General features: G+C 61.3%; 28 protein-coding genes. All 28 read left to right on the top strand.

Features of this window, described 5'->3' with window-relative positions:
• The first annotated feature begins 313 nt into the window (after positions 1-313).
• The 28 genes from rpoB (at position 314) to rplO (ending at position 25,395) form a co-directional block, all read left to right on the top strand.
• Positions 314-4,420, top strand: a complete 4,107-nt coding sequence (rpoB, locus tag HWX25_RS10795) for a DNA-directed RNA polymerase subunit beta (RefSeq protein WP_175908469.1) — start codon at positions 314-316, stop codon at positions 4,418-4,420.
• A gap of 21 nt (positions 4,421-4,441) precedes the next feature.
• A complete protein-coding gene (gene rpoC, locus HWX25_RS10790) occupies positions 4,442-8,683 on the top strand; it encodes a DNA-directed RNA polymerase subunit beta' (RefSeq protein ID WP_059820866.1) in 4,242 nt (1,413 codons plus the stop codon).
• Between the two features lie 241 nt (positions 8,684-8,924).
• A complete protein-coding gene (gene recQ / locus HWX25_RS10785) occupies positions 8,925-10,772 on the top strand; it encodes a DNA helicase RecQ (RefSeq protein WP_059535570.1) in 1,848 nt (615 codons plus the stop codon).
• Between the two features lie 227 nt (positions 10,773-10,999).
• On the top strand, positions 11,000-11,380 hold the full coding sequence (gene rpsL, locus HWX25_RS10780; protein WP_006400662.1) for a 30S ribosomal protein S12: 381 nt from the start codon (positions 11,000-11,002) through the stop codon (positions 11,378-11,380).
• A 172-nt stretch (positions 11,381-11,552) separates the two neighbouring features.
• Positions 11,553-12,023, top strand: coding sequence for a 30S ribosomal protein S7 (rpsG, locus tag HWX25_RS10775; RefSeq protein ID WP_034209730.1), 471 nt, complete (start codon positions 11,553-11,555; stop codon positions 12,021-12,023).
• A 123-nt stretch (positions 12,024-12,146) separates the two neighbouring features.
• Entirely contained in the window at positions 12,147-14,249 is a 2,103-nt protein-coding gene (gene fusA, locus HWX25_RS10770) for an elongation factor G (RefSeq protein WP_059535572.1), read from the top strand.
• Between the two features lie 41 nt (positions 14,250-14,290).
• Positions 14,291-15,481, top strand: a complete 1,191-nt coding sequence (gene tuf / locus HWX25_RS10765; protein ID WP_006482910.1) for an elongation factor Tu — start codon at positions 14,291-14,293, stop codon at positions 15,479-15,481.
• A gap of 286 nt (positions 15,482-15,767) precedes the next feature.
• Positions 15,768-16,079, top strand: a complete 312-nt coding sequence (rpsJ, locus tag HWX25_RS10760; RefSeq protein ID WP_004199280.1) for a 30S ribosomal protein S10 — start codon at positions 15,768-15,770, stop codon at positions 16,077-16,079.
• 178 nt (positions 16,080-16,257) lie between these two features.
• Positions 16,258-16,908 (top strand): 50S ribosomal protein L3, encoded by a 651-nt coding sequence (gene rplC / locus HWX25_RS10755; protein ID WP_006752926.1) that lies wholly within the window; start codon positions 16,258-16,260, stop codon positions 16,906-16,908.
• Positions 16,908-17,528, top strand: a complete 621-nt coding sequence (gene rplD / locus HWX25_RS10750) for a 50S ribosomal protein L4 (protein WP_006477192.1) — start codon at positions 16,908-16,910, stop codon at positions 17,526-17,528. The genes rplC and rplD overlap by 1 nt, the downstream gene beginning before the upstream one ends.
• Complete coding sequence (rplW, locus tag HWX25_RS10745; protein ID WP_004199275.1) at positions 17,525-17,839, top strand: 50S ribosomal protein L23; 315 nt, start codon at positions 17,525-17,527, stop codon at positions 17,837-17,839. The genes rplD and rplW overlap by 4 nt, the downstream gene beginning before the upstream one ends.
• Before the next feature lie 2 nt (positions 17,840-17,841).
• On the top strand, positions 17,842-18,669 hold the full coding sequence (gene rplB / locus HWX25_RS10740) for a 50S ribosomal protein L2 (RefSeq protein ID WP_006482900.1): 828 nt from the start codon (positions 17,842-17,844) through the stop codon (positions 18,667-18,669).
• Positions 18,670-18,679: 10 nt separating this feature from the next.
• Positions 18,680-18,955, top strand: a complete 276-nt coding sequence (gene rpsS / locus HWX25_RS10735; protein WP_004199273.1) for a 30S ribosomal protein S19 — start codon at positions 18,680-18,682, stop codon at positions 18,953-18,955.
• A gap of 12 nt (positions 18,956-18,967) precedes the next feature.
• Entirely contained in the window at positions 18,968-19,297 is a 330-nt protein-coding gene (gene rplV, locus HWX25_RS10730) for a 50S ribosomal protein L22 (RefSeq protein ID WP_004199272.1), read from the top strand.
• A gap of 11 nt (positions 19,298-19,308) precedes the next feature.
• Entirely contained in the window at positions 19,309-20,109 is an 801-nt protein-coding gene (gene rpsC, locus HWX25_RS10725; protein ID WP_006482899.1) for a 30S ribosomal protein S3, read from the top strand.
• A 2-nt stretch (positions 20,110-20,111) separates the two neighbouring features.
• On the top strand, positions 20,112-20,528 hold the full coding sequence (gene rplP / locus HWX25_RS10720; protein ID WP_059468475.1) for a 50S ribosomal protein L16: 417 nt from the start codon (positions 20,112-20,114) through the stop codon (positions 20,526-20,528).
• A 9-nt stretch (positions 20,529-20,537) separates the two neighbouring features.
• A complete protein-coding gene (rpmC, locus tag HWX25_RS10715) occupies positions 20,538-20,732 on the top strand; it encodes a 50S ribosomal protein L29 (RefSeq protein WP_006400652.1) in 195 nt (64 codons plus the stop codon).
• Complete coding sequence (gene rpsQ / locus HWX25_RS10710; protein ID WP_047899582.1) at positions 20,729-21,001, top strand: 30S ribosomal protein S17; 273 nt, start codon at positions 20,729-20,731, stop codon at positions 20,999-21,001. Before rpmC ends, rpsQ begins: the two co-directional genes overlap by 4 nt.
• Positions 21,002-21,310: 309 nt before the next feature.
• A complete protein-coding gene (rplN, locus tag HWX25_RS10705) occupies positions 21,311-21,679 on the top strand; it encodes a 50S ribosomal protein L14 (RefSeq protein WP_006752929.1) in 369 nt (122 codons plus the stop codon).
• 9 nt (positions 21,680-21,688) lie between these two features.
• Positions 21,689-21,997: a 50S ribosomal protein L24 gene (rplX, locus tag HWX25_RS10700; protein WP_006477187.1), complete on the top strand. Its 309-nt coding sequence runs from the start codon at positions 21,689-21,691 to the stop codon at positions 21,995-21,997.
• Between the two features lie 16 nt (positions 21,998-22,013).
• Positions 22,014-22,553, top strand: a complete 540-nt coding sequence (gene rplE / locus HWX25_RS10695) for a 50S ribosomal protein L5 (protein WP_006482882.1) — start codon at positions 22,014-22,016, stop codon at positions 22,551-22,553.
• 7 nt (positions 22,554-22,560) lie between these two features.
• Positions 22,561-22,866 carry a 30S ribosomal protein S14 gene (rpsN, locus tag HWX25_RS10690; protein WP_006482884.1) on the top strand — a complete coding sequence of 102 codons (306 nt, stop codon included), beginning with the start codon at positions 22,561-22,563 and terminating at the stop codon, positions 22,864-22,866.
• Between the two features lie 14 nt (positions 22,867-22,880).
• Entirely contained in the window at positions 22,881-23,276 is a 396-nt protein-coding gene (gene rpsH, locus HWX25_RS10685) for a 30S ribosomal protein S8 (protein WP_006477185.1), read from the top strand.
• A gap of 18 nt (positions 23,277-23,294) precedes the next feature.
• A complete protein-coding gene (gene rplF / locus HWX25_RS10680) occupies positions 23,295-23,825 on the top strand; it encodes a 50S ribosomal protein L6 (RefSeq protein ID WP_006758786.1) in 531 nt (176 codons plus the stop codon).
• A gap of 12 nt (positions 23,826-23,837) precedes the next feature.
• Positions 23,838-24,203, top strand: coding sequence for a 50S ribosomal protein L18 (rplR, locus tag HWX25_RS10675; protein ID WP_006477183.1), 366 nt, complete (start codon positions 23,838-23,840; stop codon positions 24,201-24,203).
• Positions 24,204-24,217: 14 nt separating this feature from the next.
• The gene (gene rpsE / locus HWX25_RS10670) at positions 24,218-24,736 is read left to right on the top strand and encodes a 30S ribosomal protein S5 (RefSeq protein WP_006752931.1); all 519 of its coding nucleotides are present in this window, start codon (positions 24,218-24,220) and stop codon (positions 24,734-24,736) included.
• Between the two features lie 15 nt (positions 24,737-24,751).
• Positions 24,752-24,934, top strand: coding sequence for a 50S ribosomal protein L30 (rpmD, locus tag HWX25_RS10665; protein WP_006400644.1), 183 nt, complete (start codon positions 24,752-24,754; stop codon positions 24,932-24,934).
• A gap of 26 nt (positions 24,935-24,960) precedes the next feature.
• Positions 24,961-25,395, top strand: coding sequence for a 50S ribosomal protein L15 (gene rplO / locus HWX25_RS10660; protein ID WP_006482880.1), 435 nt, complete (start codon positions 24,961-24,963; stop codon positions 25,393-25,395).
• The last annotated feature ends 42 nt before the right edge of the window (positions 25,396-25,437 follow it).

Genomic DNA, 25,437 nt, shown 5'->3' with positions numbered 1-25,437 from the left:
ACGTTATTCTGGCACTCATTCGGGAGCCCGAATAATCGGCCCCAGAAGCCAAAGAAAACCGCCGAATCGTAAGCGATGGTCGCGATCGGCGTTTCTCTTTGTCTTCTGAAGCGACTGCAGAAGGCAAGTTTGGTCGGGTAGCGGGCAACACAGGCATCCGCTGCCGTCAGCCAGCGGTTGGTAGCGGCCAACCACCAAGCTTCTCGGCTCGTTCAAGCCATCGGGCGGCCATCGGGTCTCAGTCGGTGAACACTCGGGTTCGAAACGTCCAGGTATCCCGCCTCGACAGCACCCGCCGTGATTCGGAGATCGTATGCAATATTCCTTCACCGAGAAGAAGCGCATTCGCAAGAGTTTCGCGAAGCGCCCCATCGTTCACCAAGTTCCGTTCTTGCTGGCCACCCAGCTTGAATCATTCAGCACGTTTCTGCAAGCCGATGTGCTTGGCACGCAACGCAAGCCTGAAGGTTTGCAAGCCGCATTCACATCGGTATTTCCCATTGTTTCGCACAACGGTTTCGCGCGCCTCGAGTTCGTGAGCTATGCACTGTCCGCGCCGGCATTCAATATCAAGGAATGCCAGCAGCGTGGCCTGACGTACTGCTCCGCGCTGCGCGCGAAGGTCCGCCTCGTCATCCTCGACAAGGAATCGCCGAACAAGCCGGTCGTCAAGGAAGTGAAGGAGCAGGAAGTGTACATGGGCGAAATTCCGCTCATGACGCCGACGGGCTCGTTCGTCATCAACGGCACCGAGCGTGTCATCGTCTCGCAGCTGCACCGTTCGCCGGGCGTGTTCTTCGAACACGACAAGGGCAAGACGCACAGCTCGGGCAAGCTGCTGTTCTCGGCACGGATCATTCCGTACCGCGGCTCGTGGCTCGACTTCGAATTCGATCCGAAGGACATCCTGTACTTCCGCGTCGACCGTCGCCGCAAGATGCCGGTCACGATCCTGCTGAAGGCTATCGGCCTCACGCCGGAACAGATCCTCGCGAACTTCTTCGTGTTCGACAACTTCACGCTGATGGACGAAGGCGCGCAACTCGAGTTCGTGCCCGAGCGCCTGCGTGGTGAAGTCGCGCGCTTCGACATCACGGATCGCGACGGCAAGGTCATCGTCCAGAAGGACAAGCGGATCAACGCGAAGCACATTCGCGACCTCGAAGCCGCGAAGACCAAGTACATCTCGGTGCCGGAAGACTATCTGCTCGGCCGCGTGCTGGCGAAGAACGTCGTCGACGGCGACACCGGCGAAGTGATCGCGACCGCGAACGACGAAGTCACGGAAAGCGTGCTCGAAAAGCTGCGCGAAGCGGGCATCAAGGATATCCAGACGCTCTACACGAACGATCTGGACCAGGGTCCGTACATCTCGTCGACGCTGCGTGTCGACGAAACGACCGACAAGACGGCCGCGCGCATCGCGATCTACCGCATGATGCGTCCGGGCGAGCCGCCGACCGAAGAAGCGGTCGAGGCGCTGTTCAACCGTCTGTTCTACAGCGAAGAAGCGTACGACCTGTCGAAGGTCGGCCGTATGAAGTTCAACCGCCGCGTCAGCCGTGACGAGATCACCGGCCCGATGACGCTGCAGGACGACGACATCCTCGCGACGATCAAGATCCTCGTCGAACTGCGCAACGGCAAGGGCGAAGTGGACGACATCGACCACCTCGGCAACCGTCGCGTGCGTTGCGTCGGCGAACTGGCGGAAAACCAGTTCCGCGCGGGTCTCGTGCGTGTCGAGCGCGCGGTCAAGGAACGCCTCGGCCAGGCCGAAAGCGAAAACCTGATGCCGCACGACCTGATCAACTCGAAGCCGATTTCGTCGGCGATCCGCGAGTTCTTCGGTTCGTCGCAGCTGTCGCAGTTCATGGACCAGACCAACCCGCTGTCGGAAATCACGCACAAGCGCCGTGTTTCCGCACTGGGCCCGGGCGGTCTGACGCGCGAACGCGCAGGCTTCGAAGTTCGTGACGTGCACCCGACCCACTATGGCCGCGTGTGCCCGATCGAAACGCCGGAAGGTCCGAACATCGGTCTGATCAACTCGCTCGCACTGTACGCGCACCTGAACGAGTACGGCTTCCTCGAGACGCCGTACCGCAAGGTCGTGGACAGCAAGGTGACCGACCAGATCGACTACCTGTCGGCGATCGAGGAAGGCCGCTACATGATCGCGCAGGCGAACGCCGCGATCGACGAGAACGGCACGCTGGTCGACGAACTCGTGTCGTCGCGTGAAGCCGGCGAAACGATGATGGTCACGCCGGACCGCATCCAGTACATGGATGTCGCGCCGTCGCAGATCGTGTCGGTTGCTGCTTCGCTGATCCCGTTCCTCGAGCACGACGATGCGAACCGTGCACTGATGGGTTCGAACATGCAGCGTCAGGCCGTGCCGTGTCTGCGTCCGGAAAAGCCGGTCGTCGGTACGGGCATCGAGCGCACCTGCGCGGTCGACTCGGGCACGACCGTTCAGGCGTTCCGCGGCGGCGTCGTCGACTATGTCGACGCAGGCCGTATCGTGATTCGCGTGAACGACGACGAAGCGGTCGCAGGTGAAGTCGGCGTCGACATCTACAACCTGATCAAGTACACGCGTTCGAACCAGAACACGAACATCAACCAGCGTCCGATCGTGAAGATGGGCGACAAGGTCTCGCGCGGCGACGTGCTGGCCGACGGCGCCTCGACGGACCTGGGCGAGCTCGCGCTCGGCCAGAACATGCTGATCGCGTTCATGCCGTGGAACGGCTACAACTTCGAAGACTCGATCCTGATCTCGGAGAAGGTCGTGGCCGACGATCGCTACACGTCGATCCACATCGAAGAGCTGAACGTCGTTGCACGCGACACGAAGCTCGGGCCGGAAGAAATCACGCGCGACATCTCGAACCTGGCGGAAGTCCAGCTCGGCCGTCTCGACGAATCGGGCATCGTGTACATCGGTGCTGAAGTCGAAGCGGGCGACGTGCTGGTCGGCAAGGTCACGCCGAAGGGCGAGACCCAGCTGACGCCGGAAGAGAAGCTGCTGCGCGCGATCTTCGGCGAGAAGGCTTCGGACGTGAAGGACACGTCGCTGCGCGTGCCGTCGGGCATGAGCGGCACCGTGATCGACGTCCAGGTGTTCACGCGTGAAGGCATTCAGCGCGACAAGCGCGCGCAACAGATCATCGACGACGAACTGAAGCGCTACCGTCTCGACCTGAACGACCAGCTGCGCATCGTGGAAGGCGACGCGTTCCAGCGTCTCGCACGGATGCTGGTGGGCAAGGTCGCGAACGGCGGTCCGAAGAAGCTCGCGAAGGGCACGAAGATCGACCAGGCTTACCTGGAAGACCTCGACCACTACCACTGGTTCGACATCCGCCTCGCGGACGACGAAGCAGCGGCATCGCTCGAAGCGATCAAGAACTCGATCGAGGAAAAGCGTCACCAGTTCGACCTCGCGTTCGAAGAGAAGCGCAAGAAGCTCACGCAAGGCGACGAACTGCCGCCGGGCGTGCTGAAGATGGTCAAGGTGTACCTCGCGGTGAAGCGCCGCCTGCAGCCTGGCGACAAGATGGCAGGCCGCCACGGTAACAAGGGTGTCGTGTCGAAGATCGTCCCGATCGAAGACATGCCGTACATGGCCGATGGCCGTCCGGCAGACGTCGTGCTGAACCCGCTCGGCGTGCCGTCGCGGATGAACGTGGGTCAGGTTCTGGAAGTGCACCTCGGCTGGGCCGCGAAGGGCCTCGGCTGGCGTATCGGCGAAATGCTGCAGCGTCAGGTGAAGATCGAGGAACTGCGCGTGTTCCTGACCAAGATCTACAACGAGTCGGGCCGCCAGGAAGACCTGGAAAGCTTCACCGACGACGAGATCCTCGAACTCGCGAAGAACCTGCGCGAAGGCGTGCCGTTCGCAACGCCGGTGTTCGACGGTGCGACCGAGGAAGAAATGGGCAAGATGCTCGACCTCGCGTTCCCGGACGACATCGCGGAACAGCTCGGCATGAACCCGTCGAAGAACCAGGTCCGCCTGTACGACGGCCGCACGGGCGAGATGTTCGAACGTCGCGTGACGCTGGGTTACATGCACTACCTGAAGCTGCACCACTTGGTCGACGACAAGATGCACGCGCGTTCGACCGGCCCGTACTCGCTCGTCACGCAGCAGCCGCTGGGTGGTAAGGCGCAGTTCGGTGGCCAGCGTTTCGGTGAAATGGAAGTGTGGGCACTCGAAGCGTACGGCGCGTCCTACGTGCTGCAGGAAATGCTGACGGTGAAGTCGGACGACGTGACCGGCCGGACGAAGGTTTACGAGAACCTCGTGAAGGGCGATCACGTGATCGATGCAGGCATGCCGGAATCCTTCAACGTGCTCGTGAAGGAAATCCGCTCGCTCGGTATCGACATCGATCTCGACCGCAATTAATCGGACTACGGAGAGAAAGCAATGAAAGCTCTGCTCGATCTATTCAAGCAAGTCCAACAGGAAGAAGTTTTCGACGCGATCAAGATCGGTCTGGCCTCGCCGGACAAGATCCGTTCGTGGTCGTTCGGTGAAGTGAAGAAGCCGGAGACCATCAACTACCGTACGTTCAAGCCGGAACGCGATGGTCTCTTCTGCGCGAAGATCTTCGGGCCGATCAAGGACTACGAGTGCCTGTGCGGCAAGTACAAGCGTCTGAAGCACCGCGGCGTGATCTGCGAGAAGTGCGGCGTCGAAGTGACGCTGGCGAAGGTGCGTCGTGAACGGATGGGCCACATCGAGCTGGCCTCGCCGGTCGCGCACATCTGGTTCCTGAAGTCGCTGCCGTCGCGTCTGGGCATGGTGCTCGACATGACGCTGCGCGACATCGAACGCGTGCTGTACTTCGAAGCATACGTGGTGATCGAACCGGGCATGACGCCGCTGAAGGCGCGGCAGATCATGACCGAAGAGGATTACTACAACAAGGTCGAGGAATACGGCGACGAATTCCGTGCCGAAATGGGCGCGGAAGGCGTGCGTGAACTGCTGCGCGCGATCAACATCGACGAGCAGGTCGAGACGCTGCGCACCGAGCTGAAGAACACCGGCTCGGAAGCGAAGATCAAGAAGTACGCGAAGCGCCTGAAGGTCCTCGAGGCATTCCAGCGCTCGGGCATCAAGCCCGAGTGGATGATCCTCGAGGTGCTGCCGGTGCTGCCGCCGGAACTGCGTCCGCTCGTGCCGCTGGACGGCGGCCGTTTCGCGACGTCGGACCTGAACGACCTGTATCGCCGCGTGATCAACCGTAACAACCGGTTGAAGCGTCTGCTCGAGCTGAAGGCCCCTGAAATCATCGTCCGCAACGAAAAGCGGATGCTGCAGGAAGCCGTCGACTCGCTGCTCGACAACGGTCGTCGCGGCAAGGCGATGACGGGCGCGAACAAGCGTCCGCTGAAGTCGCTCGCCGACATGATCAAGGGCAAGGGCGGTCGTTTCCGTCAGAACCTGCTGGGCAAGCGCGTCGACTACTCGGGCCGTTCGGTCATCGTGGTCGGCCCGACGCTGAAGCTGCACCAGTGCGGCCTGCCGAAGCTGATGGCGCTCGAGCTGTTCAAGCCGTTCATCTTCAATAAGCTGGAAGTGATGGGCGTCGCGACGACCATCAAGGCTGCGAAGAAGGAAGTCGAGAACCAGACGCCGGTGGTGTGGGACATCCTCGAAGAGGTGATCCGCGAGCATCCGGTGATGCTGAACCGTGCGCCGACGCTGCACCGTCTCGGTATCCAGGCGTTCGAGCCCGTGCTGATCGAAGGCAAGGCGATCCAGCTGCACCCGCTCGTCTGCGCGGCGTTCAACGCTGACTTCGACGGTGACCAGATGGCCGTTCACGTGCCGCTGTCGCTCGAAGCGCAGATGGAAGCGCGGACGCTGATGCTGGCGTCGAACAACGTGCTGTTCCCGGCCAACGGCGATCCGTCGATCGTGCCGTCGCAGGATATCGTGTTGGGTCTGTACTACGCGACCCGCGAAGCGATCAACGGCAAGGGCGAAGGCCTGTCGTTCACGGGCGTGTCGGAAGTGATCCGCGCGTACGAGAACAAGGAAGTCGAGCTGGCATCGCGCGTCAACGTGCGGATCACCGAAATGGTCCACAACGAAGACAAGTCGGAAGGCGCGCCGGCATTCGTGCCGAAGATCTCGCTGTACGCGACGACCGTCGGTCGCGCGATCCTGTCGGAGATCCTGCCGCACGGCCTGCCGTTCTCGGTGCTGAACAAGCCGCTGAAGAAGAAGGAAATCTCGCGCCTGATCAACACCGCATTCCGCAAGTGCGGTCTGCGTGCGACGGTCGTGTTCGCCGACCAGCTGATGCAGTCGGGTTTCCGTCTCGCGACGCGTGCCGGCATTTCGATCTGCGTGGACGACATGCTCGTGCCGCCGCAGAAGGAAACGATCGTCGGCGACGCCGCGAAGAAGGTGAAAGAGTACGACCGCCAGTACATGTCGGGTCTCGTCACCGCGCAGGAACGCTACAACAACGTGGTCGACATCTGGTCGGCAACGTCGGAAGCGGTCGGCAAGGCGATGATGGAGCAGCTGTCGACGGAGCCGGTGACGGACCGCGACGGCAACGAGACGCGCCAGGAGTCGTTCAACTCGATCTACATGATGGCCGACTCGGGCGCCCGGGGTTCGGCGGTGCAGATTCGTCAGCTTGCCGGTATGCGCGGCCTGATGGCGAAGCCGGACGGCTCGATTATCGAGACGCCGATTACCGCGAACTTCCGCGAAGGCCTGAACGTGTTGCAGTACTTCATCTCGACCCACGGTGCACGTAAGGGTCTGGCTGATACGGCACTGAAGACGGCAAACTCGGGTTACCTGACCCGTCGTCTCGTCGACGTCACGCAGGATCTGGTGGTGGTCGAGGACGATTGCGGCACGTCGAACGGCGTGGCGATGAAGGCGCTGGTCGAAGGCGGTGAAGTCGTCGAGGCACTGCGCGACCGTATCCTCGGCCGCGTCGCGGTCGCGGACGTCGTGAACCCGGAAACGCAGGAAACGCTGTACGAATCGGGCACGCTGCTCGACGAAACGGCGGTCGAGGAAATCGAACGCCTCGGCATCGACGAAGTGCGCGTGCGCACGCCGCTGACCTGCGAAACGCGTTACGGTCTGTGCGCGGCCTGCTACGGCCGTGACCTCGGCCGCGGCTCGCTCGTGAACGTCGGCGAAGCAGTCGGCGTGATCGCGGCACAGTCGATCGGTGAACCGGGCACGCAGCTGACGATGCGTACGTTCCACATCGGTGGTGCGGCATCGCGTGCGGCAGTGGCGTCGTCGGTCGAAGCGAAGAGCAACGGTATCGTGCGTTTCACGGCGACGATGCGTTACGTCACCAACGCGAAGGGCGAGCAGATCGTCATCTCGCGTTCGGGCGAGGCGCTGATCACCGACGATATCGGCCGCGAGCGCGAACGTCACAAGATCCCGTACGGCGCGACGCTGCTGCAGCTCGACGGCGCGGCGATCAAGGCCGGCACGCAGCTGGCGACGTGGGATCCGATGACGCGTCCGATCATCACCGAGTACGGTGGTACGGTGAAGTTCGAGAACGTCGAGGAAGGCGTGACCGTCGCGAAGCAGATCGACGACGTGACCGGTCTGTCGACGCTGGTCGTGATCGACGTGAAGCGTCGCGGTTCGCAAGCTTCGAAGAGCGTGCGTCCGCAGGTGAAGCTGCTCGACGCGAACGGCGACGAAGTGAAGATCCCGGGCACGGAACACGCGGTGCAGATCGGCTTCCAGGTCGGCGCACTGATCACCGTGAAGGACGGCCAGCAAGTGCAGGTGGGTGAAGTGCTCGCACGTATCCCGACCGAAGCGCAGAAGACGCGTGACATTACCGGCGGTCTGCCGCGGGTGGCGGAACTGTTCGAAGCGCGTTCGCCGAAGGATGCCGGCATTCTCGCGGAAGTCACCGGCACGACGTCGTTCGGCAAGGACACGAAGGGCAAGCAGCGTCTCGTCATCACGGACCTCGAAGGCAATCAGCACGAGTTCCTGATCGCGAAGGAAAAGCAGGTGCTGGTCCACGATGCTCAGGTCGTCAACAAGGGCGAAATGATCGTGGACGGCCCGGCCGATCCGCACGACATCCTGCGTCTGCAGGGTATCGAGGCGCTGTCGCGCTACATCGTCGACGAAGTGCAGGACGTGTATCGTCTGCAGGGCGTGAAGATCAACGACAAGCACATCGAGGTGATCGTTCGCCAGATGCTGCGTCGTGTGCAGATCACCGACAACGGTGATACGCGCTTCATCCCGGGCGAACAGGTCGAGCGTTCCGACATGCTGGACGAGAACGATCGCATGATCGCCGAGAACAAGCGTCCGGCGTCGTACGACAACGTGCTCCTCGGTATCACGAAGGCGTCGCTGTCGACCGACTCGTTCATCTCGGCGGCATCGTTCCAGGAAACGACCCGCGTGCTGACCGAAGCGGCGATCATGGGCAAGCGCGACGATCTGCGCGGTCTGAAGGAAAACGTGATCGTCGGCCGTCTGATCCCGGCCGGTACGGGTCTCGCGTTCCACAAGGCACGCAAGGCGAAGGAGATGTCCGACCGCGAGCGTTTCGATCAGATCGCAGCGGAAGAGGCATTCGACTTCGGCACGCCGAGCGCGCCTGCGGAAGAGCCGCAACACCCGGCAGCCGAATAAGCACGGGCGGCGCGAACCGCCTCACGTTGCGTATTCGCTGTCGTCGAAACCGCCCGGTCCGCCGGGCGGTTTTTTTTATCCGTCGTTCACGTGCATGACGGGCTTGCCGCACGCTTGCGCAGGCCCGTCATGCGCGCGAACGAACTCGGTCGATTGGCCAACGGTGCACGATTCGCCGCGCGCTGCGCGAGCGGGTTGTTAAAATCGCGGTCATCGTCCGCCGTCCTCGTTCTCATCATTCATGTCCCGCGCCCTCGAAATTCTCGACGAAGTCTTTGGTTATTCCGCATTTCGCGGCCAACAGGGCGAGATCGTCGAACATGTCGCCGGCGGCGGCGATTGCCTCGTGCTGATGCCGACGGGCGGCGGCAAGTCGCTGTGCTACCAGATTCCGGCGCTGCTGCGTCGCGAAGCCGGGCAGGGCGCCGGCATCGTGGTATCGCCGCTGATCGCGCTGATGCAGGACCAGGTCGCCGCGCTCAGCGAAGTCGGCGTGCGCGCGGCCTACCTGAACTCGACGCTGTCGGGCGCGGAGGCCGCGGCGACCGAGCGCGCGCTGCGCGAGGGCGAGATCGACCTGCTGTACGTCGCGCCGGAGCGTTTGATGACCGGGCGTTTCCTGGACCTGCTCGAGCGCGCGAAGATCGGCCTGTTCGCGATCGACGAGGCGCACTGCGTGTCGCAGTGGGGGCATGACTTCCGTCCCGAATACATCCAGCTGTCGGTGCTGCACGAGCGTTTCCCGTCGGTGCCGCGCATCGCGCTGACGGCCACCGCCGACGCGATCACGCGAGACGAGATCATCCATCGCCTCGCGCTCGACGATGCGCGCGTGTTCGTGTCGAGCTTCGACCGGCCGAACATCCGCTACCGGATCGTCGAGAAGGACAACGCGCGCGCGCAGCTGCTCGACTTCATCCGCGCGGAGCACACGAACGCGGACGGTACGACCGACGCAGGCGTCGTCTACTGCCTGTCGCGCCGCAAGGTCGAGGAAACGGCCGAATGGCTGAAGGCACAGGGCGTGCGCGCGCTGCCGTACCACGCGGGGATGGAGTTCGAGGTGCGACAGAAGCACCAGGAAATGTTCCAGCGCGAGGAAGGCATCGTGATGTGCGCGACCATCGCGTTCGGCATGGGCATCGACAAGCCGGACGTGCGCTTCGTCGCCCATCTCGATTTGCCGAAGAGCGTCGAAGGCTACTACCAGGAAACCGGCCGTGCGGGCCGCGACGGGATGCCGGCGAACGCGTGGATGGCGTATGGGCTCGGCGACGTCGTCCAGCAGCGCAAGATGATCGACGAGTCCGATGCGGACGACGCGCACAAGCGCGTGCAGACGTCGAAGCTCGATGCGCTGCTCGGGCTGTGCGAGACGATCTCGTGCCGGCGTGTGCGGCTTCTGAACTACTTCGGCGAGGCGAGCCAACCGTGCGGAAACTGCGACACATGCCTCGAGCCGCCTGATTCGTGGGACGCGACGCGCGAGGCGCAGATGGCGCTGTCGTGCGTATTCCGCGCGCAGCGCGCGAGCGGCTTCAATTTCGGTTCGAGCCATCTGATCGAGATCCTGCGCGGCGGCCGCACCGAGAAGGTGTTGCAGCGCGGCCACGACCAGCTCAGTACGTTCGGGATCGGCGCGTCGCTGTCCGAGCCCGAGTGGCGCGCGATTTTCCGGCAGCTCGTGGCGTACGGCTATCTGGCGGTCGACCATGGCGGCTTCGGCGCGCTGATGCTGACCGAGGCCGCGAAGCCGGTGCTGAAGAACGAAGAGAAGGTCACGCTGCGCCGCTACGTGAAGCCGCAGCGCACGCGCCAGTCGTCGAGCCGCAGCGGCACGCGGGTCGACCCGACGGCCGGCATGGGCACGCGCGAGCGCGCACGCTGGGATGCGCTGCGCGCGTGGCGCGCGGAAACCGCGAAGTCCGACGGCGTGCCGGCCTACGTGATTTTCCACGACGCGACGCTGGCCGAAATCGCGCGCAACGCGCCGGAGACGATCGACGACCTGCGCCATATCCCCGGCATGGGTGTGCGCAAGCTGGAACGCTTCGGCGACGAGATCATCGACGTCGTCGAATCGGCCTGACACAGGTGTTCAGACCCTTCCGGTAAACCGCCCGCGCGGCTGGCAAATCACGCAAGCCGTTGACTTAGTTGGCATTTCCGGAATATCATACTGGGTTCCGGTATTCGGTGGGCCGAGTCGCGTTCGAAGGTTCGTGTCCGTATCGCCGGTTCGGAAGTCAACTGTGCGTCGATTCTCGCTTTGCCCGAAATCGATGTGCAGATTTTGTTCAATTTCAGGAATAAACAATGCCAACCATCAACCAACTGGTTCGCAAAGGCCGTCAGTCGGAAACGACGAAGAGCAAGAGCCCGGCCCTGCAGGACTGCCCCCAGCGTCGCGGCGTGTGCACCCGTGTGTACACGACGACGCCGAAGAAGCCGAACTCGGCACTCCGTAAGGTCGCCAAGGTTCGTCTGACGAACGGCTTCGAAGTGATTTCGTACATCGGCGGTGAAGGCCACAACCTGCAGGAACACTCGGTTGTGCTGATCCGCGGCGGCCGTGTGAAGGACTTGCCGGGTGTGCGTTACCACATGGTTCGCGGCTCGCTGGATACCCAGGGCGTCAAGGACCGTAAGCAAGCGCGCTCGAAGTACGGCGCAAAGCGTGCAAAGGCTGCCAAGTAAGCAGTTTTTGATCAGGGATCGCCGCAGGGCGGTCAAGGCGGGAGTGCCGGATTGCCGGTGCTGTCGAGTAAGTGGTCACCCGGCCAAGCTGGTTAGTCGTGAAGATGTGATCGGGTTTGTTGGTGACCGCGGGGCTGGATGCAGCTCCAACTGAACAGGTAAAGGAAGAATCATGCCGCGTCGTCGCGAAGTCCCCAAGCGGGAAGTGTTGCCGGATCCGAAGTTCGGCAACGTTGATGTAGCCAAGTTCATGAACATGCTGATGCTGTCCGGCAAGAAGTCGGTCGCAGAGCGCATCGTTTATGGCGCATTCGAACAAATCCAGACCAAGGGTGGCAAGGACCCGCTGGAAGTGTTCACCGTTGCGCTCAACAACGTGAAGCCGGTGGTCGAAGTGAAGAGCCGTCGCGTTGGTGGTGCCAACTATCAGGTTCCGGTCGAAGTGCGCCCGTCGCGTCGTATGGCATTGGCGATGCGCTGGCTGCGTGAGGCTGCGAAGAAGCGTAGCGAGAAGTCGATGGCTCTGCGTCTGGCAGGCGAACTCACCGAAGCGGCCGAAGGCCGTGGCGGCGCGATGAAGAAGCGCGATGAAGTTCACCGCATGGCAGAAGCCAACCGCGCGTTCTCGCATTTCCGTTTCTAAGCGCCTGGCTGGGCTGTTTGCGGAAATAAATTCCGGGCGGGTGCGCTTTTCAGGCGCCTCGCCCGTTTGTGTTGAAGCATGATGCAGCAGGGCTGCATCGTGTTATCCCAGTAGAGGATCAAAGTGGCTCGCAAGACTCCTATCGAGCGCTACCGCAATATCGGTATTAGCGCTCACATCGACGCCGGCAAGACGACGACGACCGAGCGCATTCTGTTTTACACCGGTGTGAACCACAAGATCGGTGAAGTCCACGACGGCGCAGCAACGATGGACTGGATGGAGCAGGAACAGGAGCGTGGCATCACGATCACGTCCGCTGCTACCACGGCCTTCTGGAAGGGCATGGGCGGCAACTATCCGGAACACCGCATCAACATCATCGACACCCCGGGCCACGTCGACTTCACGATCGAAGTGGAGCGTTCGATGCGCGTGCTCGACGGCGCGTGCATGGTGTACTGCGCAGTGGGCGGCGTGCAGCCGCAGTCGGAAACGGTGTGGCGCCAGGCTAACAAGTACAAGGTGCCCCGTCTCGCGTTCGTCAACAAGATGGACCGTACCGGCGCGAACTTCTTCAAGGTCTACGACCAGCTCCGTCTGCGCCTGAAGGCGAACCCGGTTCCGGTCGTGGTGCCGATCGGCTCGGAAGAAAACTTCAAGGGCGTGGTCGACCTGATCAAGATGAAGGCGATCATTTGGGACGAAGCGTCGCAAGGCACGAAGTTCGACTACGTCGACATCCCGGCCGAGCTCGCCGAGACCTGCAAGGAATGGCGCGAAAAGATGGTCGAAGTGGCTGCCGAAGCCAGCGAAGACCTGATGAACAAGTACCTGGAAGAAGGCGATCTGCCGGAAGCCGACATCGTCAAGGCGCTGCGTGACCGTACGATCGCGTGCGAAATCCAGCCGATGCTGTGCGGTACCGCGTTCAAGAACAAGGGCGTGCAGCGTATGCTCGACGCCGTGATCGACTTCCTGCCGTCGCCGGTCGACATCCCGCCGGTCAAGGGCGAGCTCGAAAACGGTGAAGAAGCAGAGCGCAAGGCGTCGGACGACGAGAAGTTCTCGTCGCTCGCGTTCAAGATCATGACCGACCCGTTCGTCGGCCAACTGATCTTCTTCCGTGTGTACTCGGGCGTCGTCAACTCGGGCGACACGCTGCTGAACTCGACCAAGGGCAAGAAGGAACGCCTCGGCCGTATTCTGCAGATGCACGCGAACCAGCGTGAAGAAATCAAGGAAGTCCGTGCAGGCGACATCGCTGCTGCGGTCGGCCTGAAGGAAGCGACCACGGGCGACACGCTGTGCGACCCGGCGAACCCGATCGTTCTCGAGCGCATGGTGTTCCCGGAGCCGGTGATTTCGCAGGCTGTCGAGCCGAAGACCAAGGCTGACCAGGAAAAGATGGGCCTCGCGCTGAACCGTCTGGCGCAGGAAGACCCGTCGTTCCGCGTGCAGACCGACGAAGAATCGGGCCAGACCATCATTTCGGGCATGGGCGAGCTCCACCTCGAAATTCTGGTCGACCGGATGAAGCGTGAATTCGGCGTGGAAGCGACCGTCGGCAAGCCGCAGGTTGCATACCGCGAAACGATCCGTTCGACGGCGAAGGACGTCGACGGCAAGTTCGTCAAGCAGTCGGGTGGTCGCGGCCAGTACGGTCACGCGGTCATCACGCTCGAGCCGAACGAACAGGGCAAGGGCTACGAGTTCTTCGACGAGATCAAGGGTGGTGTGATTCCGCGTGAATACATCCCGGCGGTCGACAAGGGTATCCAGGACACGCTGAAGTCGGGCGTGCTGGCTGGCTTCCCGGTCGTCGACGTGAAGGTTCACCTGACGTTCGGTTCGTACCACGACGTTGACTCGAACGAAAACGCGTTCCGCATGGCCGGTTCGATGGCGTTCAAGGAAGCGATGCGCAAGGCGAACCCGGTCGTCCTCGAGCCGATGATGGCTGTCGAAGTCGAGACGCCGGAAGACTACATGGGCAACGTGATGGGCGACCTGTCGGGCCGTCGCGGTATCGTCCAGGGCATGGAAGACATGGTTGGCGGCGGCAAGATCGTTCGCGCCGAAGTGCCGCTGTCGGAAATGTTCGGTTACTCGACGTCGCTGCGTTCGCTGACGCAAGGTCGTGCAACGTACACGATGGAGTTCAAGCACTACGCTGAAGCTCCGCGCAACGTTGCTGAAGCGATCATCAGCGCGAAGTCGAAGTAAATCTGAAGCTACCAACCGATATTTTTTGAAAGAAGAGAATCATGGCAAAAGAAAAGTTTGAGCGGACCAAGCCGCACGTCAACGTTGGTACGATTGGTCACGTTGACCACGGCAAGACGACGCTGACGGCAGCGATCACGACGGTTCTGACGAAGAAGTTCGGCGGCGAAGCGAAGGCCTACGACCAGATCGACGCGGCGCCGGAAGAAAAGGCGCGCGGCATCACGATCAACACGGCACACGTCGAGTACGAAACGGCAAACCGCCACTACGCACACGTCGACTGCCCGGGCCACGCTGACTATGTGAAGAACATGATCACGGGCGCAGCGCAGATGGACGGCGCGATCCTGGTTTGCTCGGCAGCAGACGGCCCGATGCCGCAAACGCGTGAGCACATCCTGCTGGCGCGTCAGGTTGGCGTTCCGTACATCATCGTGTTCCTGAACAAGTGCGACATGGTGGACGACGCTGAACTGCTCGAGCTGGTCGAGATGGAAGTTCGCGAACTGCTGTCGAAGTACGACTTCCCGGGCGACGACACGCCGATCGTGAAGGGCTCGGCGAAGCTGGCGCTGGAAGGCGACACGGGCGAGCTGGGCGAAGTGGCGATCATGAGCCTGGCAGACGCACTGGACACGTACATCCCGACGCCGGAGCGTGCAGTTGACGGCGCGTTCCTGATGCCGGTGGAAGACGTGTTCTCGATCTCGGGCCGCGGTACGGTGGTGACGGGTCGTGTCGAGCGCGGCATCGTGAAGGTCGGCGAGGAAATCGAAATCGTCGGTATCAAGCCGACGGTGAAGACGACCTGCACGGGCGTTGAAATGTTCCGCAAGCTGCTGGACCAAGGTCAGGCAGGCGACAACGTCGGTATCCTGCTGCGCGGCACGAAGCGTGAAGACGTGGAGCGTGGCCAGGTTCTGGCGAAGCCGGGTTCGATCACGCCGCACACGCACTTCACGGCTGAAGTGTACGTGCTGAGCAAGGACGAAGGCGGCCGTCACACGCCGTTCTTCAACAACTACCGTCCGCAGTTCTACTTCCGTACGACGGACGTGACGGGCTCGATCGAGCTGCCGAAGGACAAGGAAATGGTGATGCCGGGCGACAACGTGTCGATCACGGTGAAGCTGATCGCTCCGATCGCGATGGAAGAAGGTCTGCGCTTCGCAATCCGCGAAGGCGGCCGTACCGTCGGCGCCGGCGTCGTCGCCAAGATCATCGAGTAACATCGACGATCCGCGGATCCCTCCGGGGTCCGCGATTCCGCGGTAGGCAGTCGTACCGTCGAAACCGGGTGTCCAGTTTGATCTGGGACCCGGTTTTGTCTTTGTGGCGTGCGCGTTGCCGTCTTGACAAACGCACACCACCATTCCGATTTTTCGTGTAGAATCGCGGGCTTAGCAGTGGAAGTACCGTTCGGAAGCTGGCGCCTCGCTCCCCGCAGGTAACAGGTTTCGCGTTCTTTTAGTGTCCGGCGATGCAACATCGCCTCGCTCTTTTCAAGGAATCGTCATGCAGCAACAGAAAATCCGCATTCGCCTGAAGGCTTTCGACTATCGTCTGATCGATCAATCGGCTGCCGAAATCGTCGATACCGCGAAGCGGACTGGCGCAATCGTCCGTGGCCCGGTGCCGCTGCCGACGCGCATTCAGCGTTTTGACATCCTGCGTTCGCCGCACGTCAACAAGACGTCGCGCGATCAGCTCGAAATCCGTACCCACCAGCGCCTGATGGACATCGTCGATCCGACCGACAAGACGGTTGACGCGCTGATGAAGCTCGACCTGCCGGCTGGCGTCGACGTGGAAATCAAGCTGCAGTAAGGCTTTCGGCGCCATCCGGCGTGCCGGGCGGTGCTAAGTCTTTGTATTGCTTGCGGAAATCGATGAGTCGGGCTATACTGCTTGGCTTTTCGCGTATTCGCGTAAAAAAGTTGGGCCTTGCGTGCCCGGCATTTTGTAAATCAGCCCCGACCAATCGCAGTCGGGAATGGAGAAAATGATGAGCCTTGGACTCGTAGGTCGCAAGGTTGGCATGACCCGTATCTTCACGGCTGAAGGGGATTCGATTCCCGTCACCGTGCTGGACGTGTCGGACAACCGCGTGACGCAGATCAAGACTGTTGAAACCGACGGCTACACGGCCGTGCAGGTTGCATTCGGCTCCCGCCGCGCATCGCGCGTGACGAAGCCGCTGGCAGGTCATCTCGCCAAAGCCGGTGTCGAAGCCGGTGAAATCCTCAAGGAATTCCGCATTGACGCGGCCAAGGCAGCTGAGCTGTCGAATGGCGCCGTGGTCGGTGCTGATCTTTTCGAAGTGGGCCAGAAGGTCGACGTGCAAGGCGTGTCGATCGGTAAGGGCTACGCCGGTACGATCAAGCGTTACAACTTCTCCTCCGGCCGTGCTACCCACGGTAACTCGCGCTCGCACAACGTGCCGGGCTCGATCGGTATGGCGCAGGATCCGGGTCGCGTTTTCCCGGGTAAGCGCATGACGGGTCACCTCGGTGACGTTACGGTGACGGTGCAGAACCTCGAAATCGCTCGTATCGATGCAGAGCGCAAGCTGCTGCTCGTCAAGGGTGCGATTCCGGGCGCGAAGGGCGGCAAGGTTTTCGTGACGCCGGCCGTCAAGACCAAGGGGGCGAAATAATGGAACTCAAGCTCCTGAACGAAAATGGTCAGGAAGGTGCAGTGGTCAACGCGTCGGACGTCGTGTTCGGTCGTGACTACAACGAAGCGCTGATCCACCAGGTCGTCGTCGCGTACCAGGCGAATGCTCGCCAGGGTAACCGCGCACAGAAGGACCGTGAGCAAGTCAAGCACACCACCAAGAAGCCGTGGCGTCAGAAGGGTACGGGCCGCGCTCGTGCCGGTATGTCGTCGAGCCCGCTGTGGCGTGGCGGTGGTCGCATCTTCCCGAACTCGCCGGAAGAGAACTTCTCGCACAAGGTCAACAAGAAGATGCATCGCGCAGGTCTCTGCTCGATCTTCTCGCAGCTGGCCCGTGAAGGCCGCCTGTCGGTCGTCGAGGACATCATCCTCGAAGCGCCGAAGACCAAGCTGCTGGCTGACAAATTCAAGACCATGGGTCTCGACTCCGTGCTGATCATTACGGACACGGTCGACGAGAACCTGTACCTGGCTTCGCGCAACCTGCCGCACGTGGCGATTGTCGAGCCGCGCTACGCTGACCCGCTGTCGCTGATCTACTTCAAGAAAGTGCTGGTCACGAAGGCTGCGGTCGCCCAGATCGAGGAGTTGCTGTCATGAGCGAGATTCGCAAGAACGATCATCGTTTGATGCAGGTCCTGCTCGCACCGGTGATCTCGGAAAAGGCGACGCTGGTTGCCGACAAGAACGAGCAAGTCGTGTTCGAAGTCGCACCGGATGCCACGAAGCAGGAAGTGAAGGCGGCTGTCGAGCTGCTGTTCAAGGTTGAAGTTGATTCGGTCAACGTGCTGGTTCAGAAGGGCAAGCAAAAGCGCTTCGGCCGTTCGATGGGCCGCCGTAAGGACGTGAAGAAGGCGTACGTTTGCCTGAAGCCCGGCCAGGAAATCAACTTTGAAGCGGAGGCCAAGTAATCATGGCAATCGTGAAAGTTAAACCGACTTCGCCGGGTCGCCGCGCGATGGTCAAGGTGGTCAACAAGAATCTGCACCAGGGCAAGCCGTTCGCGGCACTGCTCGACTCGCAGAGCTCGACCGCCGGCCGTAACAACAACGGCCGTATCACCACGCGTCACAAGGGTGGTGGTCACAAGCAGCATTACCGTATCGTCGATTTCCGTCGCACGAAGGACGGCATCCCGGCAAAGGTCGAGCGTCTCGAGTACGACCCGAACCGTAGCGCGAACATCGCGCTGGTGCTCTACGCAGACGGCGAGCGTCGCTACATCATCGCCCCGAAGGGCCTGACCGTCGGCCAACAGCTGATGTCGGGTTCGGAAGCGCCGATCCGTGCAGGCAACACGCTGCCGATCCGCAACATTCCGGTCGGTACGACGATCCACTGCATCGAGATGCTGCCGGGCAAGGGCGCGCAAATGGCGCGTTCGGCTGGCACGTCGGCCATGCTGCTGGCACGTGAAGGCGTCTACGCGCAGGTTCGTCTGCGTTCGGGCGAAATCCGCCGCGTGCACATCGAGTGCCGTGCAACGATCGGTGAAGTCGGCAACGAAGAGCATAGCCTGCGCCAAATCGGCAAGGCTGGCGCGAACCGCTGGCGTGGTATCCGCCCGACGGTGCGTGGCGTTGCGATGAACCCGGTTGATCACCCGCACGGTGGTGGTGAGGGCAAGACGGCTGCAGGTCGCGACCCGGTGAGCCCGTGGGGTACGCCGGCTAAGGGTTACCGCACCCGCAGCAACAAGCGCACGACGACGATGATCGTCCAGCGCCGTCACAAGCGTTAAGGAGTAGGCAATGGCACGTTCTGTAAAAAAAGGTCCGTTCTGCGACGCCCATTTGCTGAAGAAAGTTGAGGCGGCTGCAGCTTCGCGCGACAAAAAGCCGATCAAGACCTGGTCGCGTCGCTCGACGATTCTGCCGGATTTCATCGGCCTGACGATCGCTGTTCACAACGGCCGTCAACACGTTCCGGTGTACATCTCGGAAAACATGGTCGGCCACAAGCTTGGCGAGTTCGCACTGACCCGTACGTTCAAGGGTCACGCGGCCGACAAGAAGGCCAAGAAATAAGGGGCAATCAAGATGGAAGTGAAAGCAATTCATCGCGGTGCCCGCATCTCGGCGCAAAAAACGCGCCTTGTGGCTGACCAGATCCGCGGTTTGCCGGTCGACAAGGCGCTGAACGTTCTGACGTTCTCGCCGAAGAAGGCGGCTGGCATCGTGAAGAAGGTTGTGCTGTCGGCAATCGCGAATGCGGAGCACAACGAAGGCGCTGATATCGACGAGCTCAAGATCAAGAGCATCTACGTCGACAAGGCTGCATCGCTCAAGCGTTTCACCGCGCGCGCCAAGGGCCGCGGTAACCGCATCGAGAAGCAATCCTGTCACATCACTGTGACGGTCGGGAATTAAGGAGCCATACGATGGGACAGAAAATTCATCCGACTGGCTTCCGCCTGGCTGTCAGCCGCAATTGGGCTTCGCGTTGGTACGCGAACAACAACAATTTCGCGGCGATGCTGCAGGAAGACATCGGTGTTCGTGAATACCTGAAGAAGAAGCTGAAGAACGCTTCGGTCGGTCGGGTCGTCATCGAGCGTCCGGCAAAGAACGCGCGCATCACGATTTACAGCTCGCGTCCGGGCGTCGTCATCGGCAAGAAGGGCGAGGATATCGAACAGCTGAAGACGGAACTGCAACGCCGCATGGGCGTGCCGGTTCACGTCAACATCGAAGAAATCCGTAAGCCGGAAACCGATGCGCAGCTGATCGCTGACTCGATCACGCAACAGCTCGAGCGCCGGATCATGTTCCGTCGCGCGATGAAGCGTGCGATGCAGAACGCGATGCGTCTGGGTGCCCAAGGCATCAAGATCATGAGCGCAGGCCGTCTGAACGGTATCGAAATCGCTCGTACGGAGTGGTATCGCGAAGGTCGCGTGCCCCTTCACACGCTGCGTGCCGACATCGACTACGCGACCTCGGAAGCGAAGACGACCTACGGCATCATCGGCGTCAAGGTATGGGTGTACAAGGGCGACACGCTCGGCCGCAATGACGCGCCGGTGGTCGAAGAAGTAGCCGAAGACAAGCGTCCGCGTCGCAATGCGCGTCCGGGCGACCGTCGTCCGCGCCGTGACGGCGAAGGCGGCGCTCCGGGTGCTCGTCGTGGCGCACCGCGCCGTGGCGCCGGCAAGCCCGAAGACGGCAAGACGGGAGAATAACGATGCTGCAACCGAAACGCAGGAAGTATCGTAAAGAGCAGAAGGGTCGTAACACCGGCAAGGCGACGCGCGGCAACGCAGTGTCGTTCGGTGAATTCGGTCTGAAGGCGATCGGTCGCGGTCGTTTGACCGCACGTCAAATTGAAGCGGCGCGTCGTGCAATGACGCGTCACATCAAGCGTGGCGGCCGCATCTGGATCCGGATCTTCCCGGACAAGCCGATTTCGCAAAAGCCGGCAGAAGTGCGTATGGGTAACGGTAAGGGTAACCCGGAGTACTACGTCGCCGAAATCCAGCCGGGCAAGATGCTCTATGAAATGGACGGCGTAACCGAAGAACTGGCACGCGAAGCGTTCCGTCTGGCCGCAGCGAAGCTGCCGCTGAAGACGACGTTCATCGTGCGCCAGCTCGGCGCCTAAGGAGAAAACATGAAGGCTTCCGAACTTCTCCAGAAAGACCAGGCCGCGCTCAACAAGGAGCTGGCGGACCTGCTGAAGGCGCAATTCGGCCTGCGCATGCAACTCGCGACCCAGCAGCTTACGAACACGAGCCAGCTGAAGAAGGTTCGTCGCGATATCGCACGTGTGCGGACCGTCATGACTCAGAAGGCGAACCAGAAATGAACGATAGCGTGAAAACCTCGCTGAAGCGGACGCTGGTCGGTCGGGTCGTCAGCAACAAGATGGACAAGACCGTCACCGTGCTGATCGAGCACCGCGTCAAGCACCCGATCTACGGCAAGTATGTCGTGCGCTCGAAGAAGTACCACGCGCATGATGAAGCGAACACCTGCAACGAAGGCGATCTCGTCGAAATCCAGGAAACTCGTCCTGTTTCGAAGACGAAGGCCTGGGCGGTGTCGCGCCTCGTCGAAGCAGCTCGCGTCATCTAAGCGGGCAGAGCAGTAGGCAGTAACAGGCACTTCGCCAAGAAGTGCTTGAAATCGCAAAGTTTTTGCTTGCGTGACCGGGATTATTTGTTATAATCCCGGTCTTCCCTCTTTATGGGAGCCCCGTCGCGGGCGAAGTTGGTGGGGGAAGCGGACTGGCGCCAGCCTGTCCGAAAGATTCACCGAATTGCGATGGCGGGTTTCGTTTGCCGTCGCTGCTGTTCCAACCCAAGCAGCCGATTGGCTGACGGGACCAAGACTGACCGAATGCATCATGGTGGTGCATCCGGATTAAGTTGGGAAAGACAAACCATGATCCAGACCGAATCTCGGCTCGAAGTAGCCGACAACACGGGTGCGCGTGAAGTCATGTGCATCAAGGTGCTCGGCGGCTCGAAGCGTCGTTATGCCGGCATTGGCGACATCATCAAGGTGACCGTCAAAGAAGCAACGCCGCGCGGGCGCGTGAAGAAAGGCGAAATCTACAACGCCGTGGTGGTCCGCACCGCCAAGGGTGTTCGCCGTCAAGACGGCTCGCTGATCAAGTTCGACGGCAACGCCGCTGTGCTTTTGAATAACAAGCTTGAGCCGATCGGCACCCGTATCTTCGGGCCGGTGACGCGTGAGCTGCGTAGCGAACGATTCATGAAGATCGTTTCGCTGGCGCCGGAAGTGCTGTAAGGAGTCGCGATGAACAAGATTCGCAAAGGTGACGAAGTTATCGTCGTCACTGGCAAGGACAAGGGCAAGCGCGGCGTCGTGCTGGCTGTCGGTGCAGAACATGTGACGGTTGAAGGTATCAACCTCGTCAAGAAGCATGTGAAGCCGAACCCGATGAAGGGTACGACGGGCGGCGTGGAAGCGAAGACGATGCCCCTGCATATTTCGAACGTCGCACTGGTCGACGCGAATGGCAAGGCGTCGCGTGTTGGCATCAAGGTCGAGGAAGGCAAGAAGGTTCGCTTCCTGAAGACGACCGGTGCCGTACTGAGCGCCTGACGCAGCGGAGTAAAAAATGGCTCGTTTTCAAGAGTTTTACAAAGAAAAGGTTGTGCCCGGCCTGATCGAGAAGTTCGGTTACAAGTCGGTCATGGAAGTGCCGCGCATCACCAAGATCACGCTGAACATGGGTCTTGGCGAAGCGATCGCTGACAAGAAGATCATCGAGAACGCCGTTGGCGACCTCACGAAGATCGCTGGTCAGAAGCCGGTCGTCACGAAGGCTCGCAAGGCAATCGCAGGCTTCAAGATCCGCCAGGGATACCCGATCGGCGCGATGGTGACGCTGCGTGGTCGTGCGATGTACGAATTCCTCGACCGTTTCGTGACCGTTGCCCTGCCCCGCGTGCGTGACTTCCGCGGTGTGTCGGGCCGTGCTTTCGATGGCCGCGGCAACTACAACATCGGTGTGAAAGAGCAGATCATTTTCCCCGAAATCGACTACGACAAGATCGACGCACTGCGTGGGCTGAACATCAGCATCACGACGACTGCGAAGACCGACGACGAAGCAAAGGCTCTGCTCGCCAGCTTCAAGTTCCCGTTCAGAAACTGAGGTTACCGTGGCTAAACTGGCACTGATCGAACGTGAAAAGAAGCGCGCCCGCCTGGTCGCGAAGTTCGCAGCAAAGCGCGAAGCGCTGAAGGCGATCGTCGAAGACCAAAGCAAGTCGGAAGAAGAGCGCTACGAAGCACGCCTTGAGCTGCAGCAACTGCCCCGCAACGCAAACCCGACCCGCCAGCGTAACCGCTGCGCGATCACGGGCCGTCCGCGTGGCACGTTCCGTAAATTCGGCCTCGCGCGTAACAAGATTCGTGAAATCGCATTCCGTGGCGAGATTCCTGGCCTGACCAAGGCGAGCTGGTAATAGGAGAAACGTAAATGAGCATGAGTGATCCTATCGCCGATATGCTGACTCGCATCCGCAACGCGCAGATGGTCGAGAAGGTATCGGTCGCGATGCCCTCGTCGAAGGTCAAGGTTGCAATCGCGCAAGTCCTGAAGGACGAAGGTTATATCGACGATTTCGCCGTCAAGGCGGAAGGTGCGAAGTCCGAACTGAATATCGCGCTGAAGTACTACGCAGGTCGCCCGGTCATCGAACGCCTCGAGCGCGTGTCGAAGCCTGGTCTGCGCGTGTACCGCGGCCGTAACGACATTCCGCAGGTCATGAATGGCCTGGGCGTGGCAATCGTGTCGACGCCGAAGGGCGTGATGACCGACCGCAAGGCGCGCGCTACCGGCGTCGGCGGCGAAGTCATCTGCTACGTCGCTTAAAGCCGAGGAGAGAGAAACATGTCTCGAGTAGGTAAGAGCCCGATCGCGCTGCAAGGCGCGGAAGTCAAGCTGGCCGACGGTGCTATCACCGTCAAGGGCCCGCTGGGCACCATCACGCAAGCGATCAATCCGCTCGTGAACGTGGCGAACAACGACGGCACGCTGAATCTGTCGCCGGTCGACGAAAGCCGCGAAGCAAACGCACTGTCGGGCACGATGCGCGCGATCATCGCGAATGCCGTGCACGGCGTGACCAAGGGTTTCGAGCGCAAGCTGACGCTGGTTGGCGTCGGTTATCGTGCGCAAGCGCAAGGCGACAAGCTGAACCTGTCGCTGGGTTTCTCGCACCCGGTGGTGCACCAGATGCCGGAAGGCGTCAAGGCTGAAACCCCGACGCAAACCGAAATCGTGATCAAGGGGATCAACAAGCAACAAGTCGGTCAAGTGGCTGCGGAAGTCCGCGGTTACCGTCCGCCGGAGCCCTACAAGGGCAAGGGCGTGCGCTATTCCGACGAGGTTGTGATCCTCAAAGAAACGAAGAAGAAGTAAGGGTGCGCAATCATGGATAAGACTCAATCTCGCCTGCGCCGCGCTCGCCAGACGCGTATCAAGATCGCTGAGCTGCAGGTCGCGCGTCTCGCCGTGCATCGCACGAACACGCACATCTACGCTCAAGTGTTCTCGCCCTGCGGCACCAAGGTGCTCGCCAGCGCGTCGACGCTCGAAGCAGAAGTGCGCGCCGAACTGGCCGACAAGTCGGGCAAGGGCGGCAACGTTAATGCTGCGACGCTGATCGGCAAGCGTATTGCCGAGAAGGCAAAGGCCGCCGGCATCGAATCCGTCGCCTTCGACCGCTCGGGCTTCCGCTACCATGGCCGCGTCAAGGCGCTGGCTGAGGCAGCTCGCGAAGCTGGGCTCAAGTTCTAAGGAAGGAATTCGTCATGGCAAAGATGCAAGCGAAAGTTCAGGCTGACGAGCGCGACGACGGCCTTCGCGAAAAGATGATTTCGGTCAACCGCGTGACCAAGGTCGTGAAGGGTGGCCGTATTCTCGGCTTCGCCGCACTGACCGTGGTCGGCGACGGTGATGGCCGCATCGGTATGGGCAAGGGCAAGGCGAAGGAAGTGCCGGTCGCTGTCCAGAAGGCAATGGAACAAGCTCGCCGCAACATGTTCAAGGTGCCGCTCAAGAACGGCACGCTGCAGCACGAAGTGCACGGCAAGCATGGCGCATCCGCTGTCCTCCTCGCTCCGGCGAAGGCAGGTACGGGCGTGATCGCCGGCGGCCCGATGCGCGCAGTGTTCGACGTGATGGGCGTTCAGAACGTCGTGGCAAAGAGCCACGGTTCGACGAACCCGTACAACCTCGTTCGCGCCACGCTGGACGGTCTGCGCAAGCAGTCGACCCCGGCAGACATCGCGGCGAAGCGCGGCAAGTCCGTCGAAGATATTTTGGGCTAAGCCCGGGTGGTCACCATGTCTGAAAAAACTGTCAAGGTTCAGCTCGTTAAGAGCCTGATCGGGACCCGCGAATCGCACCGCGCGACCGTGCGTGGCCTGGGCCTGCGCCGACTCAACTCGGTTAGCGAGCTGCAGGACACGCCGGCGGTCCGCGGCATGATCAACAAGGTCTCGTACCTCGTTAAGGTCATCGCGTAAGCGGCTCTACGGATCAAGGAGTTGATATGGAATTGAATAACCTGAAGCCGGCCGCTGGCGCCAAGCACGCCAAGCGTCGCGTCGGCCGCGGCATCGGTTCGGGCCTCGGCAAGACGGCTGGCCGTGGTCACAAGGGTCAGAAATCGCGTTCGGGCGGCTTCCACAAAGTCGGTTTCGAAGGCGGTCAGATGCCGCTGCAACGTCGTCTGCCGAAGCGCGGCTTCACGTCGCTGACGAAGGAATTCGTCGGTGAAGTGCGCCTGGGCGACCTCGAGAAGCTGCCGGTCGATGAAATCGATCTGCTCGCACTGAAGCAAGCCGGCCTGGTCGGCGAGCTGACGAAGAGCGCAAAGATCATCGCGACGGGCGAACTGAAGCGCAAGATCGTCGTGAAGGGTCTCGGTGCCACCAAGGGTGCGCGCGCTGCGATCGAAGCGGCTGGCGGTTCGTTCGCCGAGTGACACGCGTAGCGCGTCGTTACTTGCATTCATCGGAGAAGGTAC

Origin of the sequence: Burkholderia sp. BCC1640 (genome assembly GCF_902833125.1) — a bacterium.
GTDB classification, from domain to species: domain Bacteria; phylum Pseudomonadota; class Gammaproteobacteria; order Burkholderiales; family Burkholderiaceae; genus Burkholderia; species Burkholderia diffusa.
This window is presented reverse-complemented; position numbering and strand designations above follow the sequence as displayed.

Coding starts and splice junctions, on each gene's coding strand:
- rplB (WP_006482900.1), top strand. CDS start 17,842: ATGGCAATCGTGAAAGTTAAACCGACTTCGCCGGGTCGCCGCGCGATG.
- rplV (WP_004199272.1), top strand. CDS start 18,968: ATGGAAGTGAAAGCAATTCATCGCGGTGCCCGCATCTCGGCGCAAAAA.
- tuf (WP_006482910.1), top strand. CDS start 14,291: ATGGCAAAAGAAAAGTTTGAGCGGACCAAGCCGCACGTCAACGTTGGT.
- rpsH (WP_006477185.1), top strand. CDS start 22,881: ATGAGCATGAGTGATCCTATCGCCGATATGCTGACTCGCATCCGCAAC.
- rpsL (WP_006400662.1), top strand. CDS start 11,000: ATGCCAACCATCAACCAACTGGTTCGCAAAGGCCGTCAGTCGGAAACG.
- rpoC (WP_059820866.1), top strand. CDS start 4,442: ATGAAAGCTCTGCTCGATCTATTCAAGCAAGTCCAACAGGAAGAAGTT.
- rplO (WP_006482880.1), top strand. CDS start 24,961: ATGGAATTGAATAACCTGAAGCCGGCCGCTGGCGCCAAGCACGCCAAG.
- rplF (WP_006758786.1), top strand. CDS start 23,295: ATGTCTCGAGTAGGTAAGAGCCCGATCGCGCTGCAAGGCGCGGAAGTC.
- rpsE (WP_006752931.1), top strand. CDS start 24,218: ATGGCAAAGATGCAAGCGAAAGTTCAGGCTGACGAGCGCGACGACGGC.
- rpsC (WP_006482899.1), top strand. CDS start 19,309: ATGGGACAGAAAATTCATCCGACTGGCTTCCGCCTGGCTGTCAGCCGC.
- rplD (WP_006477192.1), top strand. CDS start 16,908: ATGGAACTCAAGCTCCTGAACGAAAATGGTCAGGAAGGTGCAGTGGTC.
- rpmD (WP_006400644.1), top strand. CDS start 24,752: ATGTCTGAAAAAACTGTCAAGGTTCAGCTCGTTAAGAGCCTGATCGGG.
- rplC (WP_006752926.1), top strand. CDS start 16,258: ATGAGCCTTGGACTCGTAGGTCGCAAGGTTGGCATGACCCGTATCTTC.
- rplX (WP_006477187.1), top strand. CDS start 21,689: ATGAACAAGATTCGCAAAGGTGACGAAGTTATCGTCGTCACTGGCAAG.
- rpsS (WP_004199273.1), top strand. CDS start 18,680: ATGGCACGTTCTGTAAAAAAAGGTCCGTTCTGCGACGCCCATTTGCTG.
- rpsG (WP_034209730.1), top strand. CDS start 11,553: ATGCCGCGTCGTCGCGAAGTCCCCAAGCGGGAAGTGTTGCCGGATCCG.
- rpoB (WP_175908469.1), top strand. CDS start 314: ATGCAATATTCCTTCACCGAGAAGAAGCGCATTCGCAAGAGTTTCGCG.
- rplR (WP_006477183.1), top strand. CDS start 23,838: ATGGATAAGACTCAATCTCGCCTGCGCCGCGCTCGCCAGACGCGTATC.
- rpsQ (WP_047899582.1), top strand. CDS start 20,729: ATGAACGATAGCGTGAAAACCTCGCTGAAGCGGACGCTGGTCGGTCGG.
- recQ (WP_059535570.1), top strand. CDS start 8,925: ATGTCCCGCGCCCTCGAAATTCTCGACGAAGTCTTTGGTTATTCCGCA.
- rplW (WP_004199275.1), top strand. CDS start 17,525: ATGAGCGAGATTCGCAAGAACGATCATCGTTTGATGCAGGTCCTGCTC.
- rplN (WP_006752929.1), top strand. CDS start 21,311: ATGATCCAGACCGAATCTCGGCTCGAAGTAGCCGACAACACGGGTGCG.
- rpmC (WP_006400652.1), top strand. CDS start 20,538: ATGAAGGCTTCCGAACTTCTCCAGAAAGACCAGGCCGCGCTCAACAAG.
- rplE (WP_006482882.1), top strand. CDS start 22,014: ATGGCTCGTTTTCAAGAGTTTTACAAAGAAAAGGTTGTGCCCGGCCTG.
- rpsJ (WP_004199280.1), top strand. CDS start 15,768: ATGCAGCAACAGAAAATCCGCATTCGCCTGAAGGCTTTCGACTATCGT.
- rplP (WP_059468475.1), top strand. CDS start 20,112: ATGCTGCAACCGAAACGCAGGAAGTATCGTAAAGAGCAGAAGGGTCGT.